This is a genomic window from Bacteroidetes bacterium SB0662_bin_6 (assembly GCA_009839485.1).
Classification (GTDB): Bacteria; Bacteroidota; Rhodothermia; order Rhodothermales; family VXPQ01; genus VXPQ01.
Genome location: VXPQ01000039.1, coordinates 37,332 through 63,782 on the forward strand (window position 1 = coordinate 37,332; position 26,451 = coordinate 63,782).

A 26,451-nucleotide genomic window follows, 5' to 3' on the forward strand; every position below is an offset into this window, starting at 1 on the left:
GTAGCCCTCCGGGTTTGATCCGTTATCCCCCTGCCCGGTTTCCACATCCCGATGTAAAGTGGTTGTATGAGGCGAATAAAGATCGTACATTCTACACTCTACGTTATATCCCGTCCAAACCAGTGTTGCGAACTGACCGTACGGTCCCATGAAACGAACAAAAACTGCTGTCCTTCTTGCCTGCATCGTGGGTGCTTTCCTGTGGATGGCCCCCGGATGTTCCAGCGACCCGAACGTTGAGGGCGCCAAACTGGATCTCCGCAATCAGGATTACGACCGGGCGCTTGAGAACATTGCCGAAGCACTTGCGCGTAACCCCGATAATGCGGAGGCCCATGAATTGAAAGGCCAGGTTCTTCTGGCGCAGTCCGCGCAGACTCCCGATCATGCAGAGTACATAGGCCTGATTCATGAAATGCTTGACGCGTACGATTTGGCGCTGGCAGCCGATCCCGGCCTGGATAATTCTATCTCGCGTTCCCGGACCATGGCGTATGCCGATGTATTCCGTAAAGGTATCCAGGCGTTCAACCGGGCCTCGGAGAACCGCGACGAATTCAGAACAGCGGCGGATTATTTCGGACTTGCCTCCGAAATCATGCCTGATTCCTCCGGCCCCTATGTCAACCAGGCGTTCGCTTTCCTGAACGTCGGCATGGAGGAGGAAGCCGTTGCCCCGCTCGAAACAGCTATCGAAAAGGGCGATACGCAGAGCAACACTTTCCTTTTCCTCGGGGATATTTACAATCGCCAGGGCGATACGGAAAAGGCTATGGGAGTGTTTAGTCAGGCGGCGGAGTTGTATCCCGAGAATTCCGATATTCAATCCCAACTTCTGAATCTGTATGTACAGACAGGTCAGGCTGAACAAGCGATGACGGAGTATCAGGCGGCTGTGGATCAGGACCCCAATAACGAGGTGCTCTTGTACAATTACGGCTCTCTGTTGCTTGAAGCGGAACAGTTCGACGACGCGATTCACTATCTCGGCCGTGCTGCAGAAGTCAGCCCCGACTATGCGAATGCGCATTACAACCTCGGAGCAGCCTATATCAACAAGGCGGTCAAGTTGGCTGAGCAGATCAGCGGGATGGACGATGCCCTGAGGGAGGAACGGGATGATCTTGAGGATGATGAGATTTCCGCGCGCGAGAGCGAAATGGACGCCCTGGCGCAGGAACGCAGCGATCTGTTTGGCGCGGCGATTCCGTCTCTCGAGATAGCCAAGGGCCTTGTAGAAGCCGAGGGCGCCGACCCGACAGGCATCTGTCAGGCGCTATACACCTCGTATGTGCAGACGAACCAGATGGATCAGGTGGAAGCGGTTACCGAGTGTGCGGGATACGGCGACTGACCTTCCCGCATCTTTTTCCGAAACGCACGGAGCCCGGACCTGAATTTCAGGTTCGGGTTCTTTCTTTTTACAAAATTTCTATGGCGAACCACACCAGACCGTCCCGGGGATTCGGCACCCTGGCCGTTCATGCGGGGCAGAAGCCGGACCCTGTCACGGGTGCGATCATGACCCCCGTGTACCAGACCTCGACATTCGTGCAGGAGGCCCCGGCAGAGCACCGGGGATACGAATATGGGCGTGCCTCCAACCCGACGCGTACGGCCCTCGAGGAAAATCTTGCTGCGTTGGAAGGCGCGGCGCACGGCGTTTGCTTTGCTTCAGGCATGGCTGCCCTCGATGCTATGTTGAAGCGGCTTCGGCCCGGCGATCATGTACTGGGTATGGCTGATATCTATGCCGGCACGATTCGTCTTTTTCGGGAAGTGTTCGAGCCCTACGGCCTGGCCTTCAGTTTTGTGGATATGACCGACCTGCAGGCCGTAGAGGCTGCCGTGCGGCCGGAAACGAAACTGGTATGGATCGAGACGCCCACGAACCCGTTGATGCGGGTGGTGGATATTGCGGCCGTATCCGAAATAGCTCATGCTTCGGGGATCGATGTGGCCGTGGACAATACGTTTGCCTCACCGTTTCTTCAGCAGCCGTTGGCTCTCGGGGCGGATATGTCTCTGCATTCCACCACCAAGTACCTTGGGGGGCATTCCGATGTTATCGGCGGTGCGGTGCTGACGAACGACGACGCATGGGCCGAAAGCCTCCGGTTTCAGGTGAAAGCTTCGGGCGCTTCCCCTGCGCCCCTGGATTGCTTCCTGGTGCTGCGCAGCACCAAAACACTGCATCTGCGCATGGAGCGGCATTGCCGGAATGCTCGTGCGATTGCAGCCTTTCTCCAGGACCACCCGAAAGTGGGCCGGGTGCATTATCCGGGCTTGCCGGATGATCCGGGCTACGAAACGGCCCGCAAACAGATGCGGGATTTCGGAGGGATGCTGTCGTTTTCGCTGGCGAACGATCGAAAGGAAGAGGCCGTTCGCATGATGGCGGGCCTGCGCATCGTTTCGCTGGCGGAGAGCCTTGGGGGAGTGGAAAGCCTGATTGAACACCCGGCCACGATGACGCATGCCTTCCTTTCCCGGGAAGAGCGGGAGGCGTTCGGGATCACCGATTCCCTGATGCGGCTCTCGGTGGGTGTGGAGGAGGAGGCAGATCTGGTCGCCGATCTTGACGCCGGGCTTTCCGCCGTGTAGAAACGCCCGTGCGTTTGCCCTCCGAGTATCTTTTAGGGCCTAATAATCCAGCAGCCCTCTTGCGGCGGTGTAAATGTCCTCATCCTGAGGCAGGACCGCTTTTTCGAGGGGGCCTGAAAAAGGAATGAAGGTGAATTCGCCGGCCAGACGCCGCACCGGTGCGTCCAGCAAGGCAAAGGCTTCGTCCGCGATCCTTGCAGCGATTTCCGCACCGAAACCCATGAATTCATGGTCTTCGTAGGCGATCAATGCACGGTTCGTTTTTTTGACCGAGGCGAGAATCGTTTCCATGTCCAGCGGAAGCATGGTCCGGATATCGATGATTTCCACGGAAACATCGTCTTCCCGCTCCAGCCGGTTCGCGGCGTGCGTAGCTTTGTGGACGATCATTCCCCAGGTAACGATGGTCAGATCGCTGCCTTCGCGTGCTACGCGCGCCTTGCCGAAAGGAAGGTAGCCGTTTTCGTCCGCTACAGGGGTGCGCGCGGCGGCCAGACGATACAACGCCTTGTGTTCGAGGAACAGAATGGGGTCCTGGCTTCGGATGGCTGTCTTCAACAAGCCCTTCGCGTCAGAAGCAATGGAGGGCATGGCCACCTTGAGGCCGGGGAAGTGCGCGAACATGGCCTCGATGTTCTGGGAGTGGTATAAGCCTCCGTGGATATACCCGCCGCACGGCACACGGATGACCATGGGGCAACTCCATTTGTTGTTCGACCGGTACCGAAGCGAGGCCACCTGATTACGGATGTGCTGCATGGCCGGCCAGATGTAATCGGCGAACTGTATTTCCACCACCGGCTTGTAGCCGGACGCAGCCAATCCCATTGCAGTGCCCACCACGGATGCTTCGGCCAGCGGCGAGTTGAAACAGCGATCGGGTCCAAACAAATCTGTCAGATCGCGGGTTGCCTTGAACACGCCGCCTTTTTCGCCGGCTACGTCTTCGCCGTAAACGATAACCTGTTCGTCCCGCGCCATCTCTTCCTTCAGGGCGGCATTGACGGCATCCACCATGACCATCGGATCACCGGTTGGCTCCGAGGCCTCGTAGTCGATGCCGGGGTCTCCTTCGAACAAGACATAGCGGGTCGCGCTTTCCGGTGTGGGATCACTTTGCTCCAGCGCCCACGCAGCGGCTTCTTCGAGTTCCTTGCGGATCTCTTGCTCCATTTCCTCGACCGAATGCGCATCCAGGACGCCTTCCTCGATGAGGGTCATTTCCATTAACAGGAGCGGATCGATTTCCTGGGCTTCCGACAATTCTTCGGAAGAGCGGTATTTGGCATGGTTATCGGATGAGGAGTGGGGGAAAAGACGAACCACATCGGTTACAAGGCATACCGGTCCCTGTCCGGTCCGGATGTGTTCGATGGCATGCTTGGACGCTGCCGCCATTTTGAAAAAATCCGTTCCGTCAACCCGGATGCGCTTCAGCCCCTCGTATCCCGCAGCCAATTTGTACGGGGTACCCCCGGCTATCTGATCTTCGACCGGTACCGAGATAGCGAATTTGTTGTCCTGAATAAAAAAGAGCATGGGCGCCTTGATGCGGGAGGCCCAGTTCAGCGCCTCGTGAAAAGCGCCTTGGGATGTAGCCCCTTCTCCGGCGGATACATACACGAAAGCGTCTTCGCCCCGGCGCTGCACGGCCATAGCAAATCCAAGCGCGGGAAGGAACTGTGAGCCCACGGAAGATGACGCTGCCAGAATGTTGAGTTCCCGTACGCCGTAATGCTGGGACATTTGCCGTCCGCCGGAACTCGGGTCGTCGGCCTTGGCAAGATGAGCGAGCAAGGTATCCCGCGCGGTCATGCCGACAGCAAGAGAGATGCACAGGTCCCGGTAGTACATACAGAACCAGTCGTGTCCGGGCTGTACATACATGCCGATGGCCGCTTGAGCGGCTTCATGGCCGGCACATCCTGCGTGAAAGAAACCCTTGCCCTGCTTGAGCAGGGTCAACATCTTTTCATCGAGCCGTCTTGCCAGTAGCATTGTACGGTACGCCTCACGGAGCTGCTTTCCGTCGAAATCGCTGGCGGTCAGCGTGTCTACATGCAACTCTTCTGCATAGGCTATACCCGGTATAATCGCTTCGGAAGTATGCCCATTGCCATGGCCGGGATCGGGACGAAGAAGCGCTTCCCGATCCGAGCGGCTCTTTTTTCGATGTTGATCCTTCATTTTCGCCATAAGAACGCTCCAGGACACATCATTTTGAAAATACGAAGAAGGGATCGGGATTTCCAGAAAACAGGGTTACGCGGGGTTGGCGAGCGGCAACTCGAACCAGAAACGGGAGCCTCGACCGAACGTGCTCTCCACGTAGACAGGTTCGTTGTGCGCACGCAGGATCTGATGAACGATGCTGAGTCCCAGGCCCGAACCCCCGCTTTGGCGCGCCCGGTCCGGATCGACACGGTAAAACCGCTCGAACACTCTGTCGAGATGATGTTCCTCGATACCGCGACCCGTATCGATTATCTCAATGCGCACTTTGTCGAGCCGTCGCCGGAAACGGCACCGAACAGTACCTTCGTCGGTGTAGGAAATGGCGTTCTCGATCAGATTTGTCAGAACCTGCCGGATGCGATTCCGGTCGGCATATACATACTCGATAGGATTCTCCAGTTCGAGATGCAGTTCCTTTTCCTTTACTTTCGAATCCAGGGTATCGCCGATTTCGCGGAGCAGTTCGGACAATTCGAAGGGGGCCGGGTTGATGAGGTCTTCCCGGTATTCGAGCCGGGCAATCTCGATAAGGTCGCTGAAAAGGGTTTGGAGCCGGTGCAGATTCGCAAGCCCCTTTTCGGCATAGCGCCGGCGTTTTTCGGGGGTCAGCGAATCGCTGCCAAGCGCTTCGAGGTATCCGCTTACGGCAAACGTCGGGTTACGTACTTCATGGCCCACATTTCCGATGAATTCGTTTTGCAGTTGTGTCAGAGTCTGCAGTTCATTGATTTGTCTCTGGAAACCGGCGGACATGCGGTTCAGGCTCATCGCAAGGACGCGAAACTCGGCAGCACGGGAATCCACCTCGATGTTTTCGCCCGGATTGCCTTCCGCAATCCGTCTGGCCGAGTTGTTGAGGGCCTGGAGGGGCGTTGTGATTTTGTTGGTGGCGACCCAACTCCCCGCCAGCGCAAGGAGCAGTATGAGGGCCATGCTCACGACAAGCGTTGTACGCATATTGCGGAACATGGATACCAGCGGTGATTCCGGTTGTCCCACGGATACGATCAGACCGGTGGGTTCGTGGAAAAGCAGAGCATACAGCACGATTCGACCGTCGGCGTCGGAGCGCTCGACGAAACGGACCGGATCGGCCCGGGAAGGGCTTTCTTCCGGAAGAATCCGGACTTGTGTGGAGACATCCGCATGGCGCAGGGCTGCCTGGGCCGGCATGATATCGATGCGCAGATCCGCCAGCGCACTGACCTCTGAAATCATTGCGCGTTGCGTGTCCGTGGAGTCGGTTTCTTCGAGACGGTCGGCAATTCGTTCGGCATAGCGGAGCAGCGTACTGCGGGCCAGTTCCTGTGCCTGGCCTTGCATTGCGAAAGCAACATAGACTCCTACGACCACGACGGGCGGTCCTACGAACAAGGTAAACGTGAGAATCATCCACGTTTGCGTTGAGGCTCGCCTGGGAATGATGAGATCAGTGAGTCGCTTCAGCAAGCCCATGGACCCGGAAATCTTGTTGATGAAGCCGGACCTGAGTCCGGTAAACCCTCATTGCTGCCGCACCCTGCTGTTCCGGCGCGGCCCTGAAACGCTGCACTGCGCCGGATTACCCGACTTCCTCGGCCTCCTGTGAGAAACGATAACCGACGCCCCGTACCGTCTGAATGTGCCGGGCGAAATCGCCGAGTTTTTCACGCAGGTTCTTGATGTGTGCATCCACCGTGCGCTCCGTAACCATCATGGCATCCTCCCAGATTGTTTCGAGTAACTGTTTGCGGCTGAATGCCTTGAGAGGGTGGCGAACAAGGTACAGCAACAGGCTGAACTCGGTTTCGGTAAGGCCGATGTCCTGGTTTGCAATCGTGGCGCGGTGCTCGTCCTCGTAGATCTTGAGATTGTTGATCTCGATAAATCTTCGTTCCCGGATGCCCGACAGCCGGAGCGCTGTTTTTACGTGCGCCAGAATCACTTCCGAGGAGACCGGTTTCATGAGATAATTGTCTCCTCCGGCCATGAGCCCCCTGATCTGATCTTCTTCTTCCGTTTTGGCCGTCAGGAAAATGATCGGGATCGTTTCTGTGGAAATACGCGAACGCAGTTGCTTGCACACCTCGATGCCGTCGAGTTTCGGCAGCATGATGTCGAGCAGGATGACATTCGTGCCGGGTGTCGCTTTGGCAAGGGCCTCTTCGCCATCGTAGGCTTTCTTTACCTTGTATTTTGCCTCTTCCAGGAAATGGGATACCATTTCCACCACGTCTTCCTCGTCATCCACGACGAGAATAGTGATGTCCGAAGGATCTGCAGGTGTATTCATACCGGTTGATGCGCCCTAAGTAGCCCGAGTAGTTCTGAAATACCACATTCTGGAAATATACGTCAAATTCGGCAATGAAACGCGCATACGGAGTCGGATGGCGACTCAGTGAAAGTATATTCGCGGCACATGGGCCGGGACGCCAACCAGTATTTCATGCGAGATGGTTTCGGCCCATGTGGCCAGGTTCGCGGCGTCGGGTTCGTTCTTGCCGGGTTTTCCCTCCGCTCCGAAAAGTATCACGTCATCCCCCACGGCGATATTGTGCTCCGGTCCCGTATCGACCATGAACAGGTTCATACATACCGTTCCCACCACCGGGTATCTTTCCCCCCGAATGGTCACAAAGGCCCGGTTGCCAAGAATTCTCGGATAGCCGTCTGCATATCCTGCTCCGACGGTTGCGATGGATGTAGTACGATCCGTGGTCCACGTACGTCCATAGGATATGTTCGTACCGGCTTCGACTTTTTTCAGGTGGATAACTTTCGAGTAGAGGGTCATCGCCGCGCGTAGTCCGTAATCCTCTGCGAATCCCGTATATCCGTAGAACCCGATTCCTGCGCGCGCCAGGGATCGATCCCAGGCGGTCGCTTCGGGGAATCTGAGGATGCTGCCCGTAGCCGTGGCGTGTATGGTTTGCGCAGCATCTCCAATCTTCCTGACTACATGATCGAAGCGTTCCAATTGCTCGTACGCAAACCCGGCGTCACTGTAGGCTGTGGCGAGGTGCGTCCACAGGCCGGCGATTTTTACGTTCGGCGCGCGATCGAGACGGGTTACGATCCGCTCGGCTTGCCCGGGAGTTATGCCGATGCGTCCCATACCCGTGTCCACCTTGACATGTACGCGAAACGTGTGGGTGGCGCATTCGAGCACGGCGTCCGCGATCGCAGGCGAGGAAACAGTGACCTCGAGTTCGTGTTCGGGCAGGACATGCAGGTGCTCGAGAGGCGGTCCGGTAAGGACCAGAATACGCTCCTCGATGCCGCCTTCGCGCAGGCGCAGGCCCTCAGCGGTTGTAGCCACGCCAAACCAGCGTACGCCATCCTGGGCCAGTGTGCGGGCGGCATGCAGGATGCCATGGCCATATGCATCTGATTTCACGATGGCCATCAGCGGGGCTTTCCCGGCGTATTTGCGAAGAACGGCTGTGTTGTGCTTCAGTCGATCCAGATGAACATGGGCTCTTGTTTGCGAATACAATACATCGGTTTCGCGGAGCCCGGGAACGGAAGCATTTTCTTTGATAAGAGGCCGGGGCAAGATCGGAGCAGGATAGTGGTTTCGGATTCGTGGCGACGCGCAATATAATCGCAATCTCACACCGGATACATATCTATTGTCGCATTTTGGCGCTCGCATGGATAATTTACGGACTACGGCGTCACGGGGTCATTTTCGTGGTATGCAACGGGACGTTCAACGAACTCGCACGATCCATCCGGATATCAACATCATGTACAGATCCATTTCGATATGCTTGTTTGCGGCGCTGTTACCGGCGGCGGCGGTGGCGCAGGAGACCGAAACGCCCATGCTCACGCTGGAAGACATTCACGCTTCCGGAATGTTTGTTTCCGCATCGTTTCAAGGAGGAAAGTGGGCCGGGGAGGGGCCGGTCGTGACATTTGTCGAACAGGATGGCGAGGTGGCGCATCTTATACGGTACGACCTTGAAACGGAACAGCGCGAATTCCTTGTGGACGGCGAGACATTGTACGCCCCGGATGCGGAGCGTACCGTCGGAATCGACGGGTATGCATACAGCCCCGACGGGTCCGCCATGCTGATATATACCGATTCGGAACAGGTATGGCGATACAATACGAAAGGCTATTATTACCTCTACGACCTGGCGGCGCAGGAGCTGACTCCCATTGCACGCCGCGAAGACGGGTTCCAGATGTTCGCCAAGTTCAGCCCGGACGGACGCCGTGTGGCGTTTGTGCGAAACCGGGATTTGTTTGTCGTCGATCTGGCCGATATGTCGGAACGCCGGCTTACCGACGACGGGGCGCCCGGCAGGATAATCAACGGCACATCCGACTGGGTGTACGAGGAGGAATTCGGATTACGGGACGGATGGGCATGGTCGCCTGACGGAGCCCGGATTGCCTATGTGCAACTCGACGAATCGGACACGCGGGAGTTCGCTATGGCGGACCTGCGTGCACAGTATCCGGAAATTGAACGGTTTCGGTATCCGAAAGCCGGTGAGGCCAACAGCGAAATACGTGTCGGCGTGGTGGATGTGATGTCGGGGGAGCGCCGGTTCTTTGATACGGGAACGTGGCGGACCGGGGAAGACGACCCGGAATATATCCCAAGCCTCGGCTGGACTCCCGAGGTGGATGGTATGTCTTACGTATGGTTTTTCCGCCTCAATCGGGAGCAGAATCGGGTGGATGTGCTCTATGGCTCTCCGGAGGATATGTCTACCCGTCTTGTGCTTCGAGAGGAGAACGATACGTGGATCGATGTAGAGACAAGTTTCGGGGATCTGGCCGGGGGAACGATTACGTACCTTGACGACGACAGGCACTTCGTATGGATGAGCGAGCGGGACGGGTACCGCCATCTGTATCTCTACGAAAACGATGGTACATTCGTGCGGCAGTTGACCCATGGCGCCTGGAACGTAACCAGTTTTCACGGTATTGCTCTCGACCGGGACGCCATCTTTTTTACCGCCACGGAGGCTTCGCCGCTGGAGCGCCAGCTATACCGCGTTTCGTTCGGGGATTCGGATGCCGCACCGGTCCGGATTACGGAGCGTTCGGGCAGCCACAGCATTGATATGTCGCCCGATCTGCGGTACTACATCGACCGGTTCACAAACGTGCGAATGCCGCTTTCCGCCACACTTCACCAGGCCGACGGTACGCTTGTCAAGGTGCTTGAGGATAATGCAGCCTTGCGGGAACGGCTTGCTGCGTACAATCTTCCGGAGCCTGAGTTTATCGAAGCGCCCGGGAGCGATGGAACCATGCTGAACGCCTGGATGCTCAAGCCCACGGATTTCGATGCATCGCGGCAGTACCCGCTTCTGTTGTATGTATACGGGGGGCCCGGGTCGCAGACGGTGCGAAATACATGGGGCGGCAGCCGGTATCTCTGGCATGCGTATCTTGTAGAGGAATACGACATGATTATTGCCAGTGTGGACAACCGCGGTACAGGAGGACGCAGCAAGGGCTTCAAGAGCGCGACGTATGAAAGACTGGGGATCCTCGAGGCGGAGGATCAGATCGCTTCGGCGAAGCATTTCAGTGCGTTACCATATATCGATGGGGAACGCACGGGCATGTGGGGATGGAGCTATGGCGGTTTTATGACCCTTATGTCGATGCTGTATGAAGATGGGCCGGACACGTTTGAACTGGGCGTTTCCGTGGCTCCGGTGACCAGCTGGCGCCAGTACGACACGATCTACACGGAGCGGTATATGTCCACTCCGCAACGCAACGAGCAGGGTTATCGGAACAGTGCGCCTGTAACATGGGCAGACCGGTTGAGAGACAACCAGGATCTGTTGATTATACACGGCGATCTTGATGACAATGTGCATTTTCAGAACACCGTCCAGATGGCGGATGCGCTGCAGCAAGCCGGCAAACAGTTCGACCTTATGATGTATCCTGGCCGGAATCACGGAATTTACGGGGGAATGACCCGCCTGCACCTGTACACGCTCATCACGGATTACATCGCAGACAACCTGTAAGACTCGCCGCATGAAGACACCCGATCTTCTTCTCAAGGGAGGCACTGTGCTTGATCCGGAAACCGGATCAGAGGAAACTGCCGACGTGTTGGTCAGGGATGGCCGGATCGCATCCATGGGGGCAGACCTTGCTGCGAAGGATGTTCCTGTCTACGATTGTTCCGGCAAGATTGTCTCTCCGGGCTGGATGGACATGCATGTCCATTTTCGGGAACCCGGCTACGAGCATAAGGAGACGATTGTTACCGGATGCCGCGCCGCGGCGTCCGGCGGATTTACCGCTGTGGCATGTATGCCCAATACATCTCCTCCCATCCACACGCGCGATGTGGTGGAGTTCATTATTGAGCGTGCCGCGGGAACCCCGGTGGATGTGCATCCCATTGCCTGTGTGTCGAAAGATCGCAAAGGGGAGACGCTGGCCGAAATGGGAGATTTGATTGCTGGCGGGGCAGTTGCTTTCAGCGATGACGGTTCGCCGGTACAGCATACCGGATTGATGCGGCGCGCACTCGAATACAGTTCCTCGTTCGGGAAGCCGGTCATTAACCATATGGAAGACCTTACGCTCAATGCAGACGGACACATGCATGAGGGAGAGGTGGCGACCCGGCTTGGCGTTCCCGGTATTCCTTCTCTTGCGGAAGAGGTGATGATTGCCCGCGACATTCTGCTGGCCGAGTTCACAGGGGGGCATGTGCATGTGGCGCATATTTCCACGGCGCAGGCTGTCGATCTCGTGCGCCAGGCGAAGAAGCGCGGCATTCGGGTTACCGCGGAGGTGTGCACCCACCACGTTGCTCTGACCGACGAAGCCGTTGAATCGACCGGTTTCAGTACGGAAGTCAAGATGCATCCCCCTTTACGCACGGCAGCGGATGTGGAGGGCCTCAAGGAGGGGCTTCGGGACGGCACAATCGACGTGATCTGTACGGACCATGCTCCGCATGCCCCCTTTGAGAAGGAGGTGGAATTCCTTGCGGCCCCGTTTGGCATTCTCGGCCTCGAAACGGCCTGGGGCCTGATTGGCCGGGAACTCATTGCGCCGGGTGTGTTGACGGTTGCCGAAGCCGTACAGAAAATCACAGTGGCCCCCCGGCGTATTCTTGGTTTGTCTCTTCCTGTCGTTGCCGAAGGAGAAGAGGCCAATCTGACGGTGTTCGACGCTACGACGCGCTGGACGTTCGAGTCGCGGCATATCCGTTCGAAGAGCCGCAACACGCCGTTTACGGGCAGTGAGATGGTAGGGCGCCCCTGGGCCATCTATCATAGAAAGCAGTTCGTGCCGACGGACACTACAGAATAACCGGCATGGATCCGAGTGCTCACAAGATCCGTGTCGGGGTGCTTTTCGGAGGGGTTGCCCCCGAACACGAGGTATCCGTCATCACAGCGCAGCAGGCGATTCATGTGCTGGATCGGGAATTGTACGAACCTGTGCCGGTCTACATAGCCAAGGATGGCGCCTGGTTCGTCGGGGACATGCTGGCGGATATCCAGGCGTTTCAGGATATTGAGCGCATTCGTCGTGAAGCCGTTCCGGTTCATGCCGTTCCGGGCGATGCGCATGCGCTTCTTCTCGTCGAACAGAAACGTGCCGGGTGGTTTGCGCGCCGTCCGAGGACATACCGGTTGGACGTGGCGTTTCTTGCCTTGCACGGTGGCTCCGGAGAGGATGGGGGCGTACAGGGATTTCTGGAAATGTGTAACGTGCCCTTTACCGGCAGCGGGATTGCCGGATCGTCCATCGGCATGGATAAAGCACTATCCAAGTATCTGTGTCGGGATCAGGACATTCCCGTGGTGGATTTTCTGGTTCTGCACGAATCCGAGTGGGGGGATCAGGAAGAAGCCTGGCTCGATCACTGCGAGCGGGAATTGAGATATCCTGTGGTGGTAAAGCCGGCCTGTCTCGGATCTTCGATAGGGATCGCGAAGGCCGGGGATCGAAAGACGCTGGACCGGGCTATCGAGAATGCATTCCGGTACGACCGGAAACTGGTCGTGGAGCACGCCGTGCAGCAGTTGAAGGAAATCAATTGCGCGGTGCTTGGCAGGGAGGATAACGCCATCGTGAGCGTGCTTGAGCAACCCCTGCATATCGACAGCGAAGAGTTGCTCACTTTTCAGGACAAGTACATGCGTGGGGAACCCGGTGGAGAAGCAGCCAAGCGTGGCGCACGGAACGCCAAACAGCCGGAGGCGGGGCGCGGTATGGCATCCCTGGATCGCATTGTACCCGCGCTGATCGACGAAAAAACCGCCGAACGCATTCGCGCGATGGCATTGCAGGTATTTCGTCTGTTGGGATGCGCAGGGGTGGCGCGTATTGATTTCATGATTGACGAAGCCGACGGCGCCGTGTATTTCAACGAAATCAACACCATTCCCGGCTCGTTCTCATTTTATCTTTGGGAGCCGGCGGGCATTTCCTTTGGAGAGCTTGTGCATCGAATGATCGGGTTGGCTTTCGAAAGCCACCGTGCCCGAAACCGGCGTATCCGCACGTACGATGTGAACCTGCTCTCCGAAACCGGCTTGCGCGGGATCAAGGGCGCGAAATCGGAATCATGACACAGGGTACACCCGCTGACATACTTTCCCTCGTAGAGAAACACGATCGCCTGTTTTTGACGAGTCATGTTCGTCCGGACGGCGATGCGCTTGGATCGGAAGTGGCCTTTGCGGATTTTCTTGCAAAATTGGGAAAGCAGGTTACCGTGTTGAACAGTGATCCGCCCCCCATGAACATGGAATGGCTTCCCGGTGTCCGGGACATTCGCATTTTTGACGGGTCTTTGGCGCACCGCCAGTGCATTGACGAGGCAGGAGCGGTGTTCGTACTTGATACCAACGCGGAGAACCGGCTCGGCAATCTGGCCGGTCCGGTGCGCGGAGCGCGCGGCACGAAGGTGCTGATCGACCACCATACGCATCCGGAGGACTGGTTCGATATGCGTTACGTATCTACGACCGCTTCGTCAGCCGGCGAACTCGTGTATGAGATCATTGCCGCCTGCGACCCCGATCTGATCGACGCCCGTATTGCTACGGCGCTCTATACCGCGATTATGACGGATACGGGTTCTTTCCGATACCAGGGCGTAACCCCAAGGCTGCACCGCATGGTGGCGAATATTATAGAGCGGGGAGCGATCGTTCCGGGGGTTGTGCACGCAGCCATCTTCGACCACCGTTCCATGGAGGGGTTATATCTGCTTGGACAGGCGCTTGAAACCGTACGGTTGTATTGCGGGGGACGGGTTGCCGCCATTACGGTGACGCCCCGCATGCTGGAAGATACCGGAGCAAGCAGCGAGGAAACGGAAGGCTTCGTCAATTTTGCACTGTCGATCGATCGCGTGGAAGCCGCCGTACTGTTTCTGGAAACGGCAAAGGGTACGAAGATGAGTTTTCGCTCCCAGGGCGATATTCCGGTGGATACATGGGCGAGAGCTTTCGGAGGGGGAGGACACAAGAATGCCTCGGGTGCGTTCCTTCTCGAGCCGCTGGAGAAAGCCCGCGACAAGGTGATGCGCGTTGCTCCACGTTATATCGGCGCTTCCACGAGCAATCAGGACGATGTTGTGCTGAGTTCAGAGGATGATGCCGACCTTGCTTCCCTATCTTGAAACCAGGTTCAAAAAACGGTAATCGGGATTATGTTTTCTGTAGATGTTTCGGTCACGGCAGTTCCGCTTGCGGACATGGATGTCGATGTACTGATTGTGCCGGTGTGCGAGGACCGCGCCGCCGCTCGTCTTGAGGAATTGGCTTCGGAATGGGGCGCTCCGCTCCGCTCCGCAGCGCAGGATTTCGACGGGTCGGCAGGCGCCGCTGTGTTGGTGTATGCACCATCCGGGCAGGCAAAGCGGCTGGGTCTGGTCGGTATGGGTCCGTCCGGCAAGGTGGGGCCGGAGGAACTGCGCCGTGCAGCGGCGGCCGGGGAGGGCCTTGCAGCGAAGTGCGGTGCGGCCACGGTAGGTCTTGCGCTGCCGACCACCGGTATGGAGGATGCTTCCAGTGCTGCCCAGGCGCTGGTGGAGGGGTATATGCTGTCCGCCTATCGCTTCGCCCGGTACAAGACCGCTCCGGGGAAGAAAGAAGTTGCGGCGTTGGAACGAATCGTTGTACACGCTGGCGGCAGGGACTCGGAGGAGGCGTCCGGAGGCGCTGAACGTGGGCGCATCCTTGCGGAAGCGGTGGCGACGGCCCGCGATCTGGTGAACATTTCACCCGACGAGAAGTCGGCGACGGCATTTTCCGGTATGATTGCGGATCTGGGCAAAGCGCACGGTTTTTCCACAGAGGTGTGGGACAAAACCCGCATCGAACGGGAAGGCATGGGGGGGCTGCTTGCTGTGAACCGGGGCAGCCAGGAGCCTCCGACATTCACCATCATGACCTGGAAGCCCGATCATGCGAAGACCGAGCCTCCCGTGGTTCTTGTGGGTAAGGGGGTCATGTTCGATACGGGGGGGCTTTCGCTCAAGCCCACGCACAATTCGATGGATCACATGAAGGCCGATATGGCCGGCGCGGCGGCAGTGGTGGGTGCGATGAGTGCGCTGGCCCGTCTGAATTTTCCCCGGCATGTCGTCGGCCTGGTTCCTGCCACCGACAACCGCCCCGGCGAAGACGCGTACGTACCGGGGGATGTCATTCGGATGCATTCCGGAAAGACAGTCGAGGTCCTGAATACCGACGCCGAGGGGCGCATGATTCTTGCCGATGCGCTTTCGTATGCATCCGTATACAACCCGCCGCTGGTCATCGAGTTGTCCACTCTGACCGGCGCCCAGGTGGTTGCGCTCGGATCCGAAGTGGCCGCAGTGATGACGAACGATCGGCCGGGTTCGGAAGCCCGGCTTCATGCGATGGAAGAGGCGGGTCGCCGCACCGGCGATCTGGTGCATCGCATGCCCATGTATGCCCATTACGGCGAATTGCTCAGGAGTGAGGTGGCGGACATACAGAACATCAGCAGCAGGCGGGAAGCGGGCTCTATTACGGCGGCCAAGTTCCTGGAGCATTTCACGCAATACCCGTGGATTCATATCGATCTGGCCGGTCCGTCGTTTCTGAAGCATGTTCTGCCGTGGCGTCCCAAGGGGGGCACCGGCTTCGGGGTTCGCCTGCTGGTTGAATTTCTGCACGCATACGATCCTGCATGACATGGCTTCGGGTGCTGAACCGGTCCAGGCGCCGACGGATGCTTCCGCCCGAACGGGTGGCCGTTTAGAGCGGCCTCGCGTCGCCGTCACCTTGGGTGATCCCAATGGCATAGGCCCGGAAGTCGTACTCAAAAGCGTGCGAGAGACACACAGGTTGCAGATAGCGCAACCGGTGATCGTAGGCTCCGCGCAGGTACTCCGTGCACATGCTGCCCGCATGGGAAACAGCTTGCCGGACATCCGGATCGTTACTTCCATGCCTGATCGGATTTCGCCGGAGGGGCTGTTCGTGCTCGATATAGCGCAGGACGAACCATTCGAGCCGGAATTCGGCAAGGTGGCTGCGGAAGCGGGTGCCCTGGCCATGCGCTCGGTCGAACGCGCCGTAGCCATGTGTATTGCGGGGGAAGTGGATGCGGTGGTGACAGCCCCTGTGCACAAGGAGGCGATTTCGATGGCCGGGTACATGCATCCGGGCCATACGGAATTTATTGCCGGGCTTGCCGGTTGCAGCCGGTATGCGATGATGATGATTGCGGAGGGATTACGCGTCGGTCTTGTGACGGCGCATATGCCTCTGCGGGATGTGCCGCATGCTGTCACGCGCAAATCCGTACTTGCAGGCATCCGGGTGGTGCATGCCGCACTTCGTGTCGATTTCGGCATACAGAGCCCGGAAATCGCCGTGCTGGGACTCAATCCCCATGCCGGGGAAGGAGGTGTGCTTGGCCGGGAAGAAACCGAGGTGGTCGGCCCCGCTATCCATGAGGCACGGGCCGGCGGACTGCTTGCGTCCGGGCCGCATCCTGCGGACGGCTTCTTTGGGGCAGGCGCCTGGCGCCGGTACGACGCCGTGCTCGCCATGTACCACGATCAGGGCCTTGCGCCTTTCAAAACGCTTGCTTTCGAGCATGGCGTCAATTATACCGCAGGCCTGCCGATCGTGCGCACATCCCCGGATCATGGAACCGCATTCGATATTGCGGGTCAAGGAAGAGCGCGTTCGGAGAGTATGCTGAGCGCTATCCGTCTGGCCGTCGATATAGTGCGGTGCAGGAACCGCACATGATCCACCTTTCCGACATATCGCTCTCGCACGTGTTGCCCGACGGCCATCGCCGTACCGTGGTCGAGCACCTTGACCTGACGATCCGGCAGGGAGAAATGGCGTACCTGGTCGGTCCTACCGGAAGCGGGAAAACGACCCTGTTGCGGATGTTGTACATGGATGTGTTTCCGGATGCGGGTGTAGCGCAGATAGGCGAGTACCGGACAGATCGGATGCGTTATACGAAAATCCCGTATTTGCGCCGCTCGCTGGGCGTGGTGTTTCAGGACTTTCAATTGCTTCCCGATCGTACGGTCTATGAGAATGTTGCATTTGCTATGTATGTCATCGGCAAGCGGGGCAGAGCCGTCAGGGAGCGCGTTATGCAGGTGCTTTCGCAGGTAGGGCTGAGTCACAAGAAGAAGCACTTTCCTCACGAGTTATCCGGAGGGGAACAACAGCGCGTTTCGATTGCCCGGGCCATCGTGAACGAGCCGTTGATGTTGTTGGCCGACGAACCCACCGGAAATCTGGATCCGAACGTCGCTGACGACATCCTCAAATTGATTGTCGGGCTTCACCGGCAGGGCATGACGGTGCTGATGGCTACGCACAATTATCGCCTGATCAAGCAATTTCCTGCCCGCACACTGGGTTTTATGGGGAGACACATTGTGGATGTAGACCCCGAAACCCTTTAAGATATGCGTACCCTGTTCCGAAATCCTTGCTCCGGATCATGCATGACGCGCAGACCGTTATGTTCGGAATTGCACAGGAAGATGTGAAGAAGAGGGCATTCGTTTACCAATCCTTTATGCAGGCTTGATTATGGATTTTTTTGAACGGGTTGTTTCCGCACTGGAAAGCGCCATATGGTCATTCGGTCCCTCTATCGGGGGCGAGACGATTCCCCTCGTCGTCATCCTGCTTCTGGGCACTGGCGTTTTTCTGACGCTTCGGTTGCAGTTCATTCAGGTGCGTCGTCTCGGGCACGGGTTTGCCGTCACATCGGGCAAGTACGACGATCCCGACGAGCCCGGGGACGTGTCCCATTTTCAGGCGCTTACCACGGCTCTTTCGGCTACGGTGGGCATTGGGAATATCGCCGGGGTGGCCATCGCCATTCACTGGGGCGGTCCCGGAGCGATTTTCTGGATGTGGGTCACTGCCTTTCTCGGCATGGCGACCAAATACACGGAAGTTACGCTGGCGCAGAATTACCGGGACATGGTGCCCGCGGATGATGCTTCCCGCCGGCAGGGCACGGTAGCGGGAGGACCGATGTATTATATCGAACGGGGAATGGGCAAGAAGTGGAAGCCGCTTGCCGGATTCTTTGCCGTGCTGCTTGGCATCACCGCTTTTTTAACCGGCAACGCGGTACAGGCCAATACCGTAGCCGATGTGATGGCCTCGGAGTTTGGTGTCGCCACCTGGATTACGGGTATTTTGACCGCGGCCGTCATAGGCATGGTCATTCTCGGGGGCATTAGCCGTATCGGCCGGGTGACCGGAATCCTTGCCCCCGCAATGGCCGCTGTGTATGTACTGGGCGCCCTCCTGATCATTCTGATCAACATAGACCAGCTTCCCTCTGCACTGGGACTCATTTTCCGGGAGGCGTTCAATCCAAGCGCCGGGGTGGCCGGGGTTGGAACGGGAGCGTTTCTCCTTACGCTCATGTGGGGTGTTCGCCGGGGGCTGTTTTCGAACGAGGCCGGGCAGGGATCGGCGCCCATTGCGCACTCTGCGGCCAAGACCGACGAGCCCGTTTCGGAGGGGGTTGTGGCCTTGCTCGAACCGTTCATCGACACCATCGTCATTTGTACGATGACGGCGCTGGTCATCCTGATCACCGGTGTGTGGAGTGACCGGGTGCCCACGGAACTGGATCTGGCGTCGGGCGATATGGGCTATGTACAGCAGGATGGGGCAGGCGCCTTTTCCACTGCCGATCCTCTGGAGGAAATCCTGATTCGTGACGGGATGCCGCTAACCGGTCCGGGCATGGCGCAACCTGCCTGGCACGATGTGGTCGTCGAGCGATTGTTTGTCGATGCGGCGCATACCGAGCCTTTTACCGGGACCCTGGTGCCTGCCAGTCAACACGCCGTCGGGAATGACGGGGATGTGTATGTGGTGCTGTACGGAAATGCCGTCGAGAACGGTGCGCCGATGACGCAACTCGGTTTTCAGCGGGGGCTGTCGCCTCTGGGGAATTGGGGGGGATACATCGTTATTCTATGCGTGCTGCTTTTCGCAATTTCAACGGCCATTGCATGGAGTTATTACGGCGACCGCTGCGCCTATTATCTGTTTGGCGAGAAGGGCGTAATCCCGTACAAGGCGGTCTTTGTGGCGATGCACTTTGTAGGCGCCACGCTGGCCCTGACGACGGTCTGGACCCTGGGTGATGTGTTCCTTGGCATCGTGATTCTGCCGAACCTGCTGGCCATGATTTTCCTTTCGGGCAAGGTTCGGGAAATGACGATCGGGTATTTCAAGCGCCGGCCCTGGATCGAGAATTATGAAGCGCACAAGCGCAGTATCGAGGAGAAACGCAGGAAGAAACGGCAATCCCGTGGATAATAAACGAAGCAAGGGAAGCTGTTTTTCCGGGGTACTGCGGCGCCTCTTCTGTGTAAGGGGATGGGTGTTTGTGGCGGTATTCTGCTGGGCCGGCGTCGTACAGGCGCAGACTTATTCTCTGGATGCGCCCTCCCTGATGCTTCGCGGCAAAGCCTTTGACGTGCGTGTGGAAGGCGTTCAGACAGACGCCGATTCCGCGGCGGTATTCACTGTGCGGATTGGGGAAGCGGCGCCCCGGGCGCTGGAGGCTTCGCGGGACGGGCAGGTATATCTGCGTGATGCGGAAGTGGCGTCGACAGGGTCTATATCGGTCGAATTATTGCGTAACGGGCAGGTGGTCGCGCAGGCCGGAATGCATGTCATTCCCGGATGGGTTTCTATCATCCCTCCTCTCATTGCCATTGCTGCCGCACTGATCCTGAGGCAGGTCATTCCCGCCCTGTTTCTGGGGCTTGTGGTGGGTGCATGGGTTGCGAAGGGAATGGGATTCACGGCATTGTGGACGGGGCTTCTCGATACGTTTCAGGTGTATGTACTCGCTGCGCTGATCGATCCCGGTCATGGCGCCATCATTCTTTTTTCGCTCATGATCGGGGGCATGGTGGGCATCATTTCGCGCAACGGGGGGATGCAGGACATTGTCGAACGCATTGTCCGCCGGACCCGCTCGCCGCGCAAGGCGCAGTTAGCTACGTGGGTATTGGGTCTGCTTGTCTTTTTCGATGATTACGCCAATACGCTGGTGGTCGGCAACACGATGCGCTCGGTGACGGACCGGTTCAAGGTTTCGCGCGAGAAGCTGGCGTATATCGTGGATTCCACGGCAGCGCCCGTCGCCTGCCTCGCACTGGTTACGACATGGATCGGCTACGAGGTCGGTCTGATCGGCGCGGCTATAGAGAACCTTGACGGCTTCACCGAGTCGGCCTATTCGGTATTCCTGCAATCGATCCCGTATAGCTTTTATCCGATCCTCGCCATTTTATTCGTGTTCTGCGTAGCCTCGTCCGATCGGGATTTTGGCCCGATGTACCGCGCGGAACAAAGAGCCCGTCTGACCGGGCAAGTGTCTTCTCCGAATGCCGAAATTGTTCAGGATGAGGGAGAATCTGCGGCCATCGCACCCAAGGCCGGTGTGAAATACCGCGCCATGGATGCCGTGCTCCCGATAGTCGTACTGGTCGTGTCGGTACTGGGCGGGCTCTATGTGACCGGGGAAGGCGATACCTTACGGGATATCATCGGGACTGCGGATTCGTACGGTGCGCTGATGTGGGGATCGTTGCTCGGCGTCATTACGGCAGTGGCGTTGTCGCTCGGGCGCCGCACGCTGTCGCTGAGCGAGACCGTCAACGCATGGTTCGCCGGCGTCAAGTCCATGTTGCTGGCATGTGTTATTCTGGTATTGGCCTGGGCGCTTTCGGAAATCACTACGGTAATTTATACGGCCGATTACCTTATTTCCGTGCTGGGCGACTCGCTTCCGCCGGGAATCGTGCCGTTGTTAATCTTCGTGCTTGCGGCACTGACCGCCTTCTCCACGGGGTCCAGTTGGGGGGCAATGGGTATTCTCATGCCACTCGTGATCCCGCTTGTGTGGGCCATTCTGGAAATAAACGGGCTGACCGGCGGGGACCACCATCACATTCTTTATTCCTCTGTGGCCTGCGTACTCACCGGAGCGGTCTGCGGGGACCATTGTTCCCCGATATCGGATACGACGATCCTCTCATCCATGGCGTCCGGGTGCGATCACATAGATCACGTGCGCACCCAGCTTCCGTACGCATTGTTTGTCGGGGTTGTCGCCATGCTGCTCGGTATTCTTCCGGCCGGATTCGGGATGCCCTGGTGGATCGGCATGGCGATAGGGGGCGGCGTGCTGTTTTTCGGACTGCGGATATTCGGCAGGAGTATCCCTGAGGCATAACGGGACATGATGGATTCCGACGACAGGCCCTGGGGCCGCTGGGAAGCATACCTGAACGAACCGGGGTATCGGGTCAAACGCATTATCGTGCATCCCGGGAAGCGGCTGTCTCTTCAGAAACATGCGCACCGCCGGGAACATTGGGTGATTGTTTCCGGCGAAGGTCTTTTTACCTTAAATGAGACCCGGCGGCGCGTGGTGGCGGGGGATACGCTTTTTATCGATAAGGGGGATATTCACCGTGTCGAAAACGATGGGCGGGAACCGCTGATCATCATCGAGACCCAGCTCGGACTGTGTCTTGAGGACGATGTTGTTCGGCTGGAGGATGATTTCGGGCGGGCCTGATTAGGATCTGTTAACACTATACAGCGGCGCTCTGCGGGGCCTATTTTCCTGCCAGGCCAGGCGCCGTGAGCGCAGTGTGGCCCAGCCACATAAGCGAGCGGCAACGCCGCATGGCGGGAAAATAGACCCCGCCCTTCGGGTTCCGCCGGTCACGGCGTCACTCGTCGTTGCTCGTCGCTCATTTGGAACCACCAAACTTCGCTTCTCGCGCCTTGATTGACGCCGTGCCTGACGGAACAGAGCATCGCTGTATAGTGTTAACAGACCCTAGGCCCTAGATCACGCGATCCACGCCCCCGTCGATGGGTACCTGAGCGCCTGTAGTGGCCCGAAACGCGTCGCCGGCCATGACGGAAATGAGGCGTCCCACATCCGCAGACCGTATTTCCGTGTTGAGGAGGTTTTTGGTTTTGTATTCCTCCACCGTCATGTTATAGCGCTTCGCCGAGCGTTCCAGGGCTTCGTCGGTCCATACCCCGGTGTCGAAGACCGCGTCCGGGTGTACGACATTCACGCGCACGCCGTCGGCGGCCAGTTCCAGTGCTGCTACACGCGCCAACTGGGTAATGCCGGCCTTGCTGACCGAGTACGCCGCTGCTCCCGGGCCGGGGGCGGCATAGTTGCGTGATCCAACCACGATGATGGAGGGACGAATGCCCAGTTTCAGATAGGGGATCGCGATTTTCATAAACCGCTGCGTGGCGGTCAGGTTGACGGCCAGCATCCGGTTCCATGCCGCATCGTCCTGTTCTTCGATGCGTTCTCCCGACTGGAAGATGCCGGCGTTGCAAACGATGATGTCGAGGCCGCCGAATGTAGTCACCACCTGATCTACAGCGGCCTGCATTGCGCTGTCATCGGTTACGTCGCATACGATCCCGGTCATTCCCTCGAGGGCATCGACGACGCCGGGATCGATGTCTATTCCCGCCACGGTGGCGCCGTCGCGGGCAAGAGCTTCGCATGCGGCTTTACCGATACCGCTGCATGCGCCGGTGACGATAGCGATTTTTCCCTGATGTTCTTTTGCAGCGCCTCTTTTGCCCAGTTTCGCCTGTTCGAGCGACCAGTATTCCAGGTCAAAAATTTCCTGCTCCGACAAAGCCTGCCATCCGCCGAGAGATTCACCGGTTTGAATGGCCTGACGGGTATGGCGCGCAATGTCGGTAACGATTCCGCATTCCCTGACACTGCTGCCGAAGGCGATGCACCCGTTCTCTTTCCAGACGGCCATGCGTGGGGCCGGATCAAGCATGTGCAGTCCCTCGGTTTTGTGGGCTTCGTAATAGGCCGCGTAGTCCCTTGCGAATTCGGCTACTTCAGGTACGTGCTCTTCCGGGCTTGCGGCCACTATGGCGGGGATGCGCTTGGTACGGATTACATGATCCGGCGTGATGGGCCCCCGCGTGGAGATGTCGGCTATATCCTTGCGGCTTGCATAGCCCTGAGCGCTTGCCGATCGGTCGAGCATGGCCAATTGCGCCGAGCCGCGCGCCTCGGACACCGCCCGGCGGATACGCGCCAGATCCGGCAGGTTCACGTCGCGTTGCGCTTTGGGGTGGCTTGTCCGGCCATGTTTGGCGATGTACGCTTCGGCGCGGCTCACCAGTTCGATCATGTTTTCGTAGGCTACCCTGGCGTCATCGCTCCATGTGAATATGCCATGGTGCATCAGGATGATGCCTTTGTACCCGTCCGGATCGATGCCCCGGATCGCTTCATACACCTGTTTGGCCAGGATGAAGCCGGGCATCACGTACGGCAGGATCAGGCAGTCGGAGCAGATCTCCTGCATGATGGCTTCCCCTTGCGGATTATTCGTAAGGGTAACCATCGCATCGGCATGGGTATGATCTACGAATTTGGCCGGAACGATGGCGTGCAGGATAGCCTCCACCGACGGCGAGGGGGCCGACGGGTCCAGCATGAACGAGCGTAATTGCCGCGTCATTTCCTCATCGGACAATGCTTCCAGGTCGGCCAGGCGTTTCGTTTCGTCGAGCCGTAACGCGGGGAATCCCGGTTTCTCGATGGTTTTCAGATCCCATCCGCTGCCTTTCACATAGAGCACGTCCACGTTGCGTCCCAGCAAGTCCTGCACCACGGCCTTGACCGATGTGTTGCCGCCTCCGTGCATTACCAGGTATTCGTCCGATCCCAGCAGGCGCGAGGTGTACACGCGCAACGCCAGATCGTCGCCGGCGCTGGCTTGTGCCTCCTGATCGTTCCACAAACTGTGCATGAGTATCCTATTGTTCGATCAGATGGATCAGCGTTCGTACGGCTTCCTCGATGAAGGCCGGATCTTCTGCGCCGTAATCCAGCTCACGCAATTCAATGGAGGCAGGCATGGTGCTGCGCAGCGTATCGAAGAAAACGGTATCGCTTTCCTTGTCGACAAGTGGTCCGCCGGGAACGGAATACCGGCTGACCCCCTGTAGCGGCAGCATAAAAACAGTCTTTTGCTTGCTGTGGGCGAGGCGGCGGGTAATATCCGTGGCCACCTTGCGGATTTCGTCCGGCCCGAGTCGGGGGGCGAACACGACCGGGCTGTGGAAGACGTAGGCGTGATGCTTGTAGGCCTCCGGCGCTTCGTTCGGGGTGTGCAGCAGCAGCCCGATGTGTTCGGCGCCGCCCGGACAAATTACCTGTGGCAATCCCAGTTTTCCGGCTACGGTCAGACGTTCGGGGTCGTGCGAAGCACGTAATCCGTCGTATACGTCGTCGGCGATTTCTCCGAGACCGTAGTCGAAGACCGCCTTGATGATACCCTCCCGCATCATCTGTTCCATGGCTCGTCCCCCGGCCCCGATCGCATGGAAGGTGATGACCTCGTAGCCTGCTTCGTGAAACAGGTCGATGGCGTGCATGGCGCCATGGGTCAGGACCCCGAGATTGGTCATACCGATGGTTCCCTTGCTGCCCGCTTCGGCAGTGATGACGCGTTCGCTCTTCTGGGCCATTCCCACAGCGGCTCCTGCGGCATTCGCCAGGATTTTTCTCGAGAACGGGTTGAGGCCCAGAATGTCGCTGACCGAGAACATCATGGTGATGTCCTTGATATCGACAAAGGGTTCGGTGTCCCCGGACGCGGCCGTCGAAAGCATGATTTTGGCGAATCCGTAAGGCAGCGCCTGCATGACTTGCGAACAGGTCGAGGTGCCCTGGGTGCCGCCCATGGCCAGCAGCGCGTGGATTTTGTGTTCCAGGACCAGATCCAGCAGTATTTTTTGCGCTCCCCGGACGAGATAAGGTCCGATATCTTCGCGCGTGGGGTTTTTCAGCAATGCATCCGGGTCGCCTCCCCCTGCACGAATCACCGTAGCGGTATCGATGTGGACGGGAACGGCCGCGGGTCCGACCACGCCGATATTGACCAGAAGGGCTTCTTCTCCGAGGGCTTCTATTTCCTGGCGTACGAAGTCCGCTTCCGCGCCCTTCGTATCCATCGTGGCCAATACGGCAATGGTTTTCGGCATGATCGTGTGGCTTGCTGGCGCCGGTGTGGATGTTACCCGGCAGGGTTCGTGAAGCGCAGGGCGGCGAATTCCCGGGCCGCCGCCGATACGGCGCGTTCTATGGGGAGGCGTTCCGTGGAGGAGCCGGTCCAGAAACCATGGCCGGACGTGTGGTCCAGCATGTATTGCGCATCGACCGGATTTTCCATGGCTGCGCCGTGCGCAACGAGGATGACCTCGGGATGAACCTTGCGCACAGCCTGATAGGCTTCTTCGGTTTGTTCGGCGGTCTCCTCGATGGTTAATCCGCTGTCATATCCCTTAAGCCCCCCTTTCGTCGTGCCCGCATGATAGCAAAAAATATGCGGTTTGGCCTGCTCGCACATGGCCAGCGCATCTTCCATGGTGAACGCCAGACCGATGGTCACCATGTCCATTTCTTCTCTGGCCAGTTTCAGCATCTCGATTTCATTCCGATAGGTGATGCCGGCGCTGGTCATTACCCGGTATATCTCACTGTCGTGATCCACATAGCTGATGGAGGGGCCGATATTCGAAACCGACTGCACGCCCATGGCCTTGCACTCGTTTAACACCATCCGCATATCCTTGAGGGGATCGTTTGCATTCAGGCAGGCGCAGACGAACGCATCGCCCTGCAGCGCAGGCATGATGTCTTCCCGGGTGTAGTCCAGCGTTTGTTTGTTCGAATCGAGGATAGGCCACATCATCGACATGGTGCCCATGCCGTTGGCGCGCAATCGCGCCCCGGAAAACGTATTGATACAATCGACGCCGGCGGATTCCAGCAGTTTAGCGACCAGACCGCTGCCCGCACTGGCGATCATTACGGGAATGCGCTGTGCCACCTTGGCTTGCAGGCGGGCGAGAATATGTTCTGTGGTAAGACGATGAGTGATCATGGGTAGGGGAATCGTAGGATGCGGGCATCGCAGCAAGGGCCTGTTACCACTATGCAGCGGCGCTCTGCGGGGCCTGTTTTCCTGCCAGGCCAGACGCCGCGAGCGCAGTGTGGCCCAGCCACATAAGCGAGCGGCAACGC

19 protein-coding genes are annotated in these 26,451 nt (G+C 58.2%); 12 read left to right on the top strand and 7 right to left on the bottom strand.

Going from position 1 to position 26,451, the window contains the following annotated elements; genetic code table 11:
- Nucleotides 1-148: 148 nt before the first annotated feature.
- Both F4Y00_07555 and F4Y00_07560 read left to right on the top strand, forming a co-directional pair.
- Nucleotides 149-1,354, top strand: a complete 1,206-nt coding sequence (locus F4Y00_07555) for a tetratricopeptide repeat protein (protein ID MYE04809.1) — start codon at nucleotides 149-151, stop codon at nucleotides 1,352-1,354.
- A gap of 80 nt (nucleotides 1,355-1,434) precedes the next feature.
- On the top strand, nucleotides 1,435-2,604 hold the full coding sequence (locus tag F4Y00_07560; protein ID MYE04810.1) for a cystathionine gamma-synthase: 1,170 nt from the start codon (nucleotides 1,435-1,437) through the stop codon (nucleotides 2,602-2,604).
- 39 nt (nucleotides 2,605-2,643) lie between these two features.
- Here the strand turns inward: F4Y00_07560 and F4Y00_07565 are convergent, their stop codons facing one another.
- The 4 genes from F4Y00_07565 to alr form a co-directional block, all read right to left on the bottom strand.
- The gene (locus F4Y00_07565; protein MYE04811.1) at nucleotides 2,644-4,791 is read right to left on the bottom strand and encodes a tungsten formylmethanofuran dehydrogenase; all 2,148 of its coding nucleotides are present in this window, start codon (nucleotides 4,789-4,791) and stop codon (nucleotides 2,644-2,646) included.
- 75 nt (nucleotides 4,792-4,866) lie between these two features.
- Entirely contained in the window at nucleotides 4,867-6,231 is a 1,365-nt protein-coding gene (locus F4Y00_07570; protein MYE04812.1) for a HAMP domain-containing histidine kinase, read from the bottom strand.
- A gap of 169 nt (nucleotides 6,232-6,400) precedes the next feature.
- On the bottom strand, nucleotides 6,401-7,111 hold the full coding sequence (locus tag F4Y00_07575) for a response regulator transcription factor (protein ID MYE04813.1): 711 nt from the start codon (nucleotides 7,109-7,111) through the stop codon (nucleotides 6,401-6,403).
- Between the two features lie 105 nt (nucleotides 7,112-7,216).
- A complete protein-coding gene (gene alr, locus F4Y00_07580; protein ID MYE04814.1) occupies nucleotides 7,217-8,476 on the bottom strand; it encodes an alanine racemase in 1,260 nt (419 codons plus the stop codon).
- Nucleotides 8,477-8,570: 94 nt separating this feature from the next.
- Here alr and F4Y00_07585 point away from each other — a divergent pair, with 94 nt between their 5' ends.
- The 10 genes from F4Y00_07585 (at nucleotide 8,571) to F4Y00_07630 (ending at nucleotide 21,930) form a co-directional block, all read left to right on the top strand.
- Nucleotides 8,571-10,838: a S9 family peptidase gene (locus tag F4Y00_07585; GenBank protein ID MYE04815.1), complete on the top strand. Its 2,268-nt coding sequence runs from the start codon at nucleotides 8,571-8,573 to the stop codon at nucleotides 10,836-10,838.
- A 10-nt stretch (nucleotides 10,839-10,848) separates the two neighbouring features.
- On the top strand, nucleotides 10,849-12,144 hold the full coding sequence (locus F4Y00_07590; GenBank protein ID MYE04816.1) for a dihydroorotase: 1,296 nt from the start codon (nucleotides 10,849-10,851) through the stop codon (nucleotides 12,142-12,144).
- Between the two features lie 5 nt (nucleotides 12,145-12,149).
- Complete coding sequence (locus F4Y00_07595; GenBank protein ID MYE04817.1) at nucleotides 12,150-13,412, top strand: D-alanine--D-alanine ligase; 1,263 nt, start codon at nucleotides 12,150-12,152, stop codon at nucleotides 13,410-13,412.
- A complete protein-coding gene (locus F4Y00_07600) occupies nucleotides 13,409-14,470 on the top strand; it encodes a bifunctional oligoribonuclease/PAP phosphatase NrnA (GenBank protein MYE04818.1) in 1,062 nt (353 codons plus the stop codon). The genes F4Y00_07595 and F4Y00_07600 overlap by 4 nt, the downstream gene beginning before the upstream one ends.
- A gap of 30 nt (nucleotides 14,471-14,500) precedes the next feature.
- Entirely contained in the window at nucleotides 14,501-16,012 is a 1,512-nt protein-coding gene (locus F4Y00_07605; GenBank protein MYE04819.1) for a leucyl aminopeptidase, read from the top strand.
- A gap of 1 nt (nucleotide 16,013) precedes the next feature.
- Nucleotides 16,014-17,081 carry a 4-hydroxythreonine-4-phosphate dehydrogenase PdxA gene (gene pdxA / locus F4Y00_07610; protein MYE04820.1) on the top strand — a complete coding sequence of 356 codons (1,068 nt, stop codon included), beginning with the start codon at nucleotides 16,014-16,016 and terminating at the stop codon, nucleotides 17,079-17,081.
- Entirely contained in the window at nucleotides 17,078-17,761 is a 684-nt protein-coding gene (locus F4Y00_07615; GenBank protein ID MYE04821.1) for an ATP-binding cassette domain-containing protein, read from the top strand. The genes pdxA and F4Y00_07615 overlap by 4 nt, the downstream gene beginning before the upstream one ends.
- A gap of 130 nt (nucleotides 17,762-17,891) precedes the next feature.
- Nucleotides 17,892-19,652 (top strand): sodium:alanine symporter family protein, encoded by a 1,761-nt coding sequence (locus F4Y00_07620; protein MYE04822.1) that lies wholly within the window; start codon nucleotides 17,892-17,894, stop codon nucleotides 19,650-19,652.
- Nucleotides 19,653-19,788: 136 nt separating this feature from the next.
- The gene (locus F4Y00_07625) at nucleotides 19,789-21,582 is read left to right on the top strand and encodes a Na+/H+ antiporter NhaC family protein (GenBank protein MYE04823.1); all 1,794 of its coding nucleotides are present in this window, start codon (nucleotides 19,789-19,791) and stop codon (nucleotides 21,580-21,582) included.
- 6 nt (nucleotides 21,583-21,588) lie between these two features.
- Nucleotides 21,589-21,930 (top strand): cupin domain-containing protein, encoded by a 342-nt coding sequence (locus tag F4Y00_07630; protein MYE04824.1) that lies wholly within the window; start codon nucleotides 21,589-21,591, stop codon nucleotides 21,928-21,930.
- Nucleotides 21,931-22,204: 274 nt separating this feature from the next.
- Here F4Y00_07630 and F4Y00_07635 read toward each other — a convergent pair whose 3' ends face one another.
- From F4Y00_07635 to F4Y00_07645, 3 genes are read right to left on the bottom strand one after another with little or no spacing between them, the layout of a single operon-like run.
- A complete protein-coding gene (locus F4Y00_07635) occupies nucleotides 22,205-24,172 on the bottom strand; it encodes a bifunctional aldolase/short-chain dehydrogenase (GenBank protein MYE04825.1) in 1,968 nt (655 codons plus the stop codon).
- A gap of 7 nt (nucleotides 24,173-24,179) precedes the next feature.
- On the bottom strand, nucleotides 24,180-25,409 hold the full coding sequence (locus F4Y00_07640) for a UPF0261 family protein (protein ID MYE04826.1): 1,230 nt from the start codon (nucleotides 25,407-25,409) through the stop codon (nucleotides 24,180-24,182).
- Nucleotides 25,410-25,441: 32 nt separating this feature from the next.
- Nucleotides 25,442-26,311 (bottom strand): phosphoenolpyruvate hydrolase family protein, encoded by an 870-nt coding sequence (locus F4Y00_07645; protein MYE04827.1) that lies wholly within the window; start codon nucleotides 26,309-26,311, stop codon nucleotides 25,442-25,444.
- Between the last annotated feature and the right edge of the window lie 140 nt (nucleotides 26,312-26,451).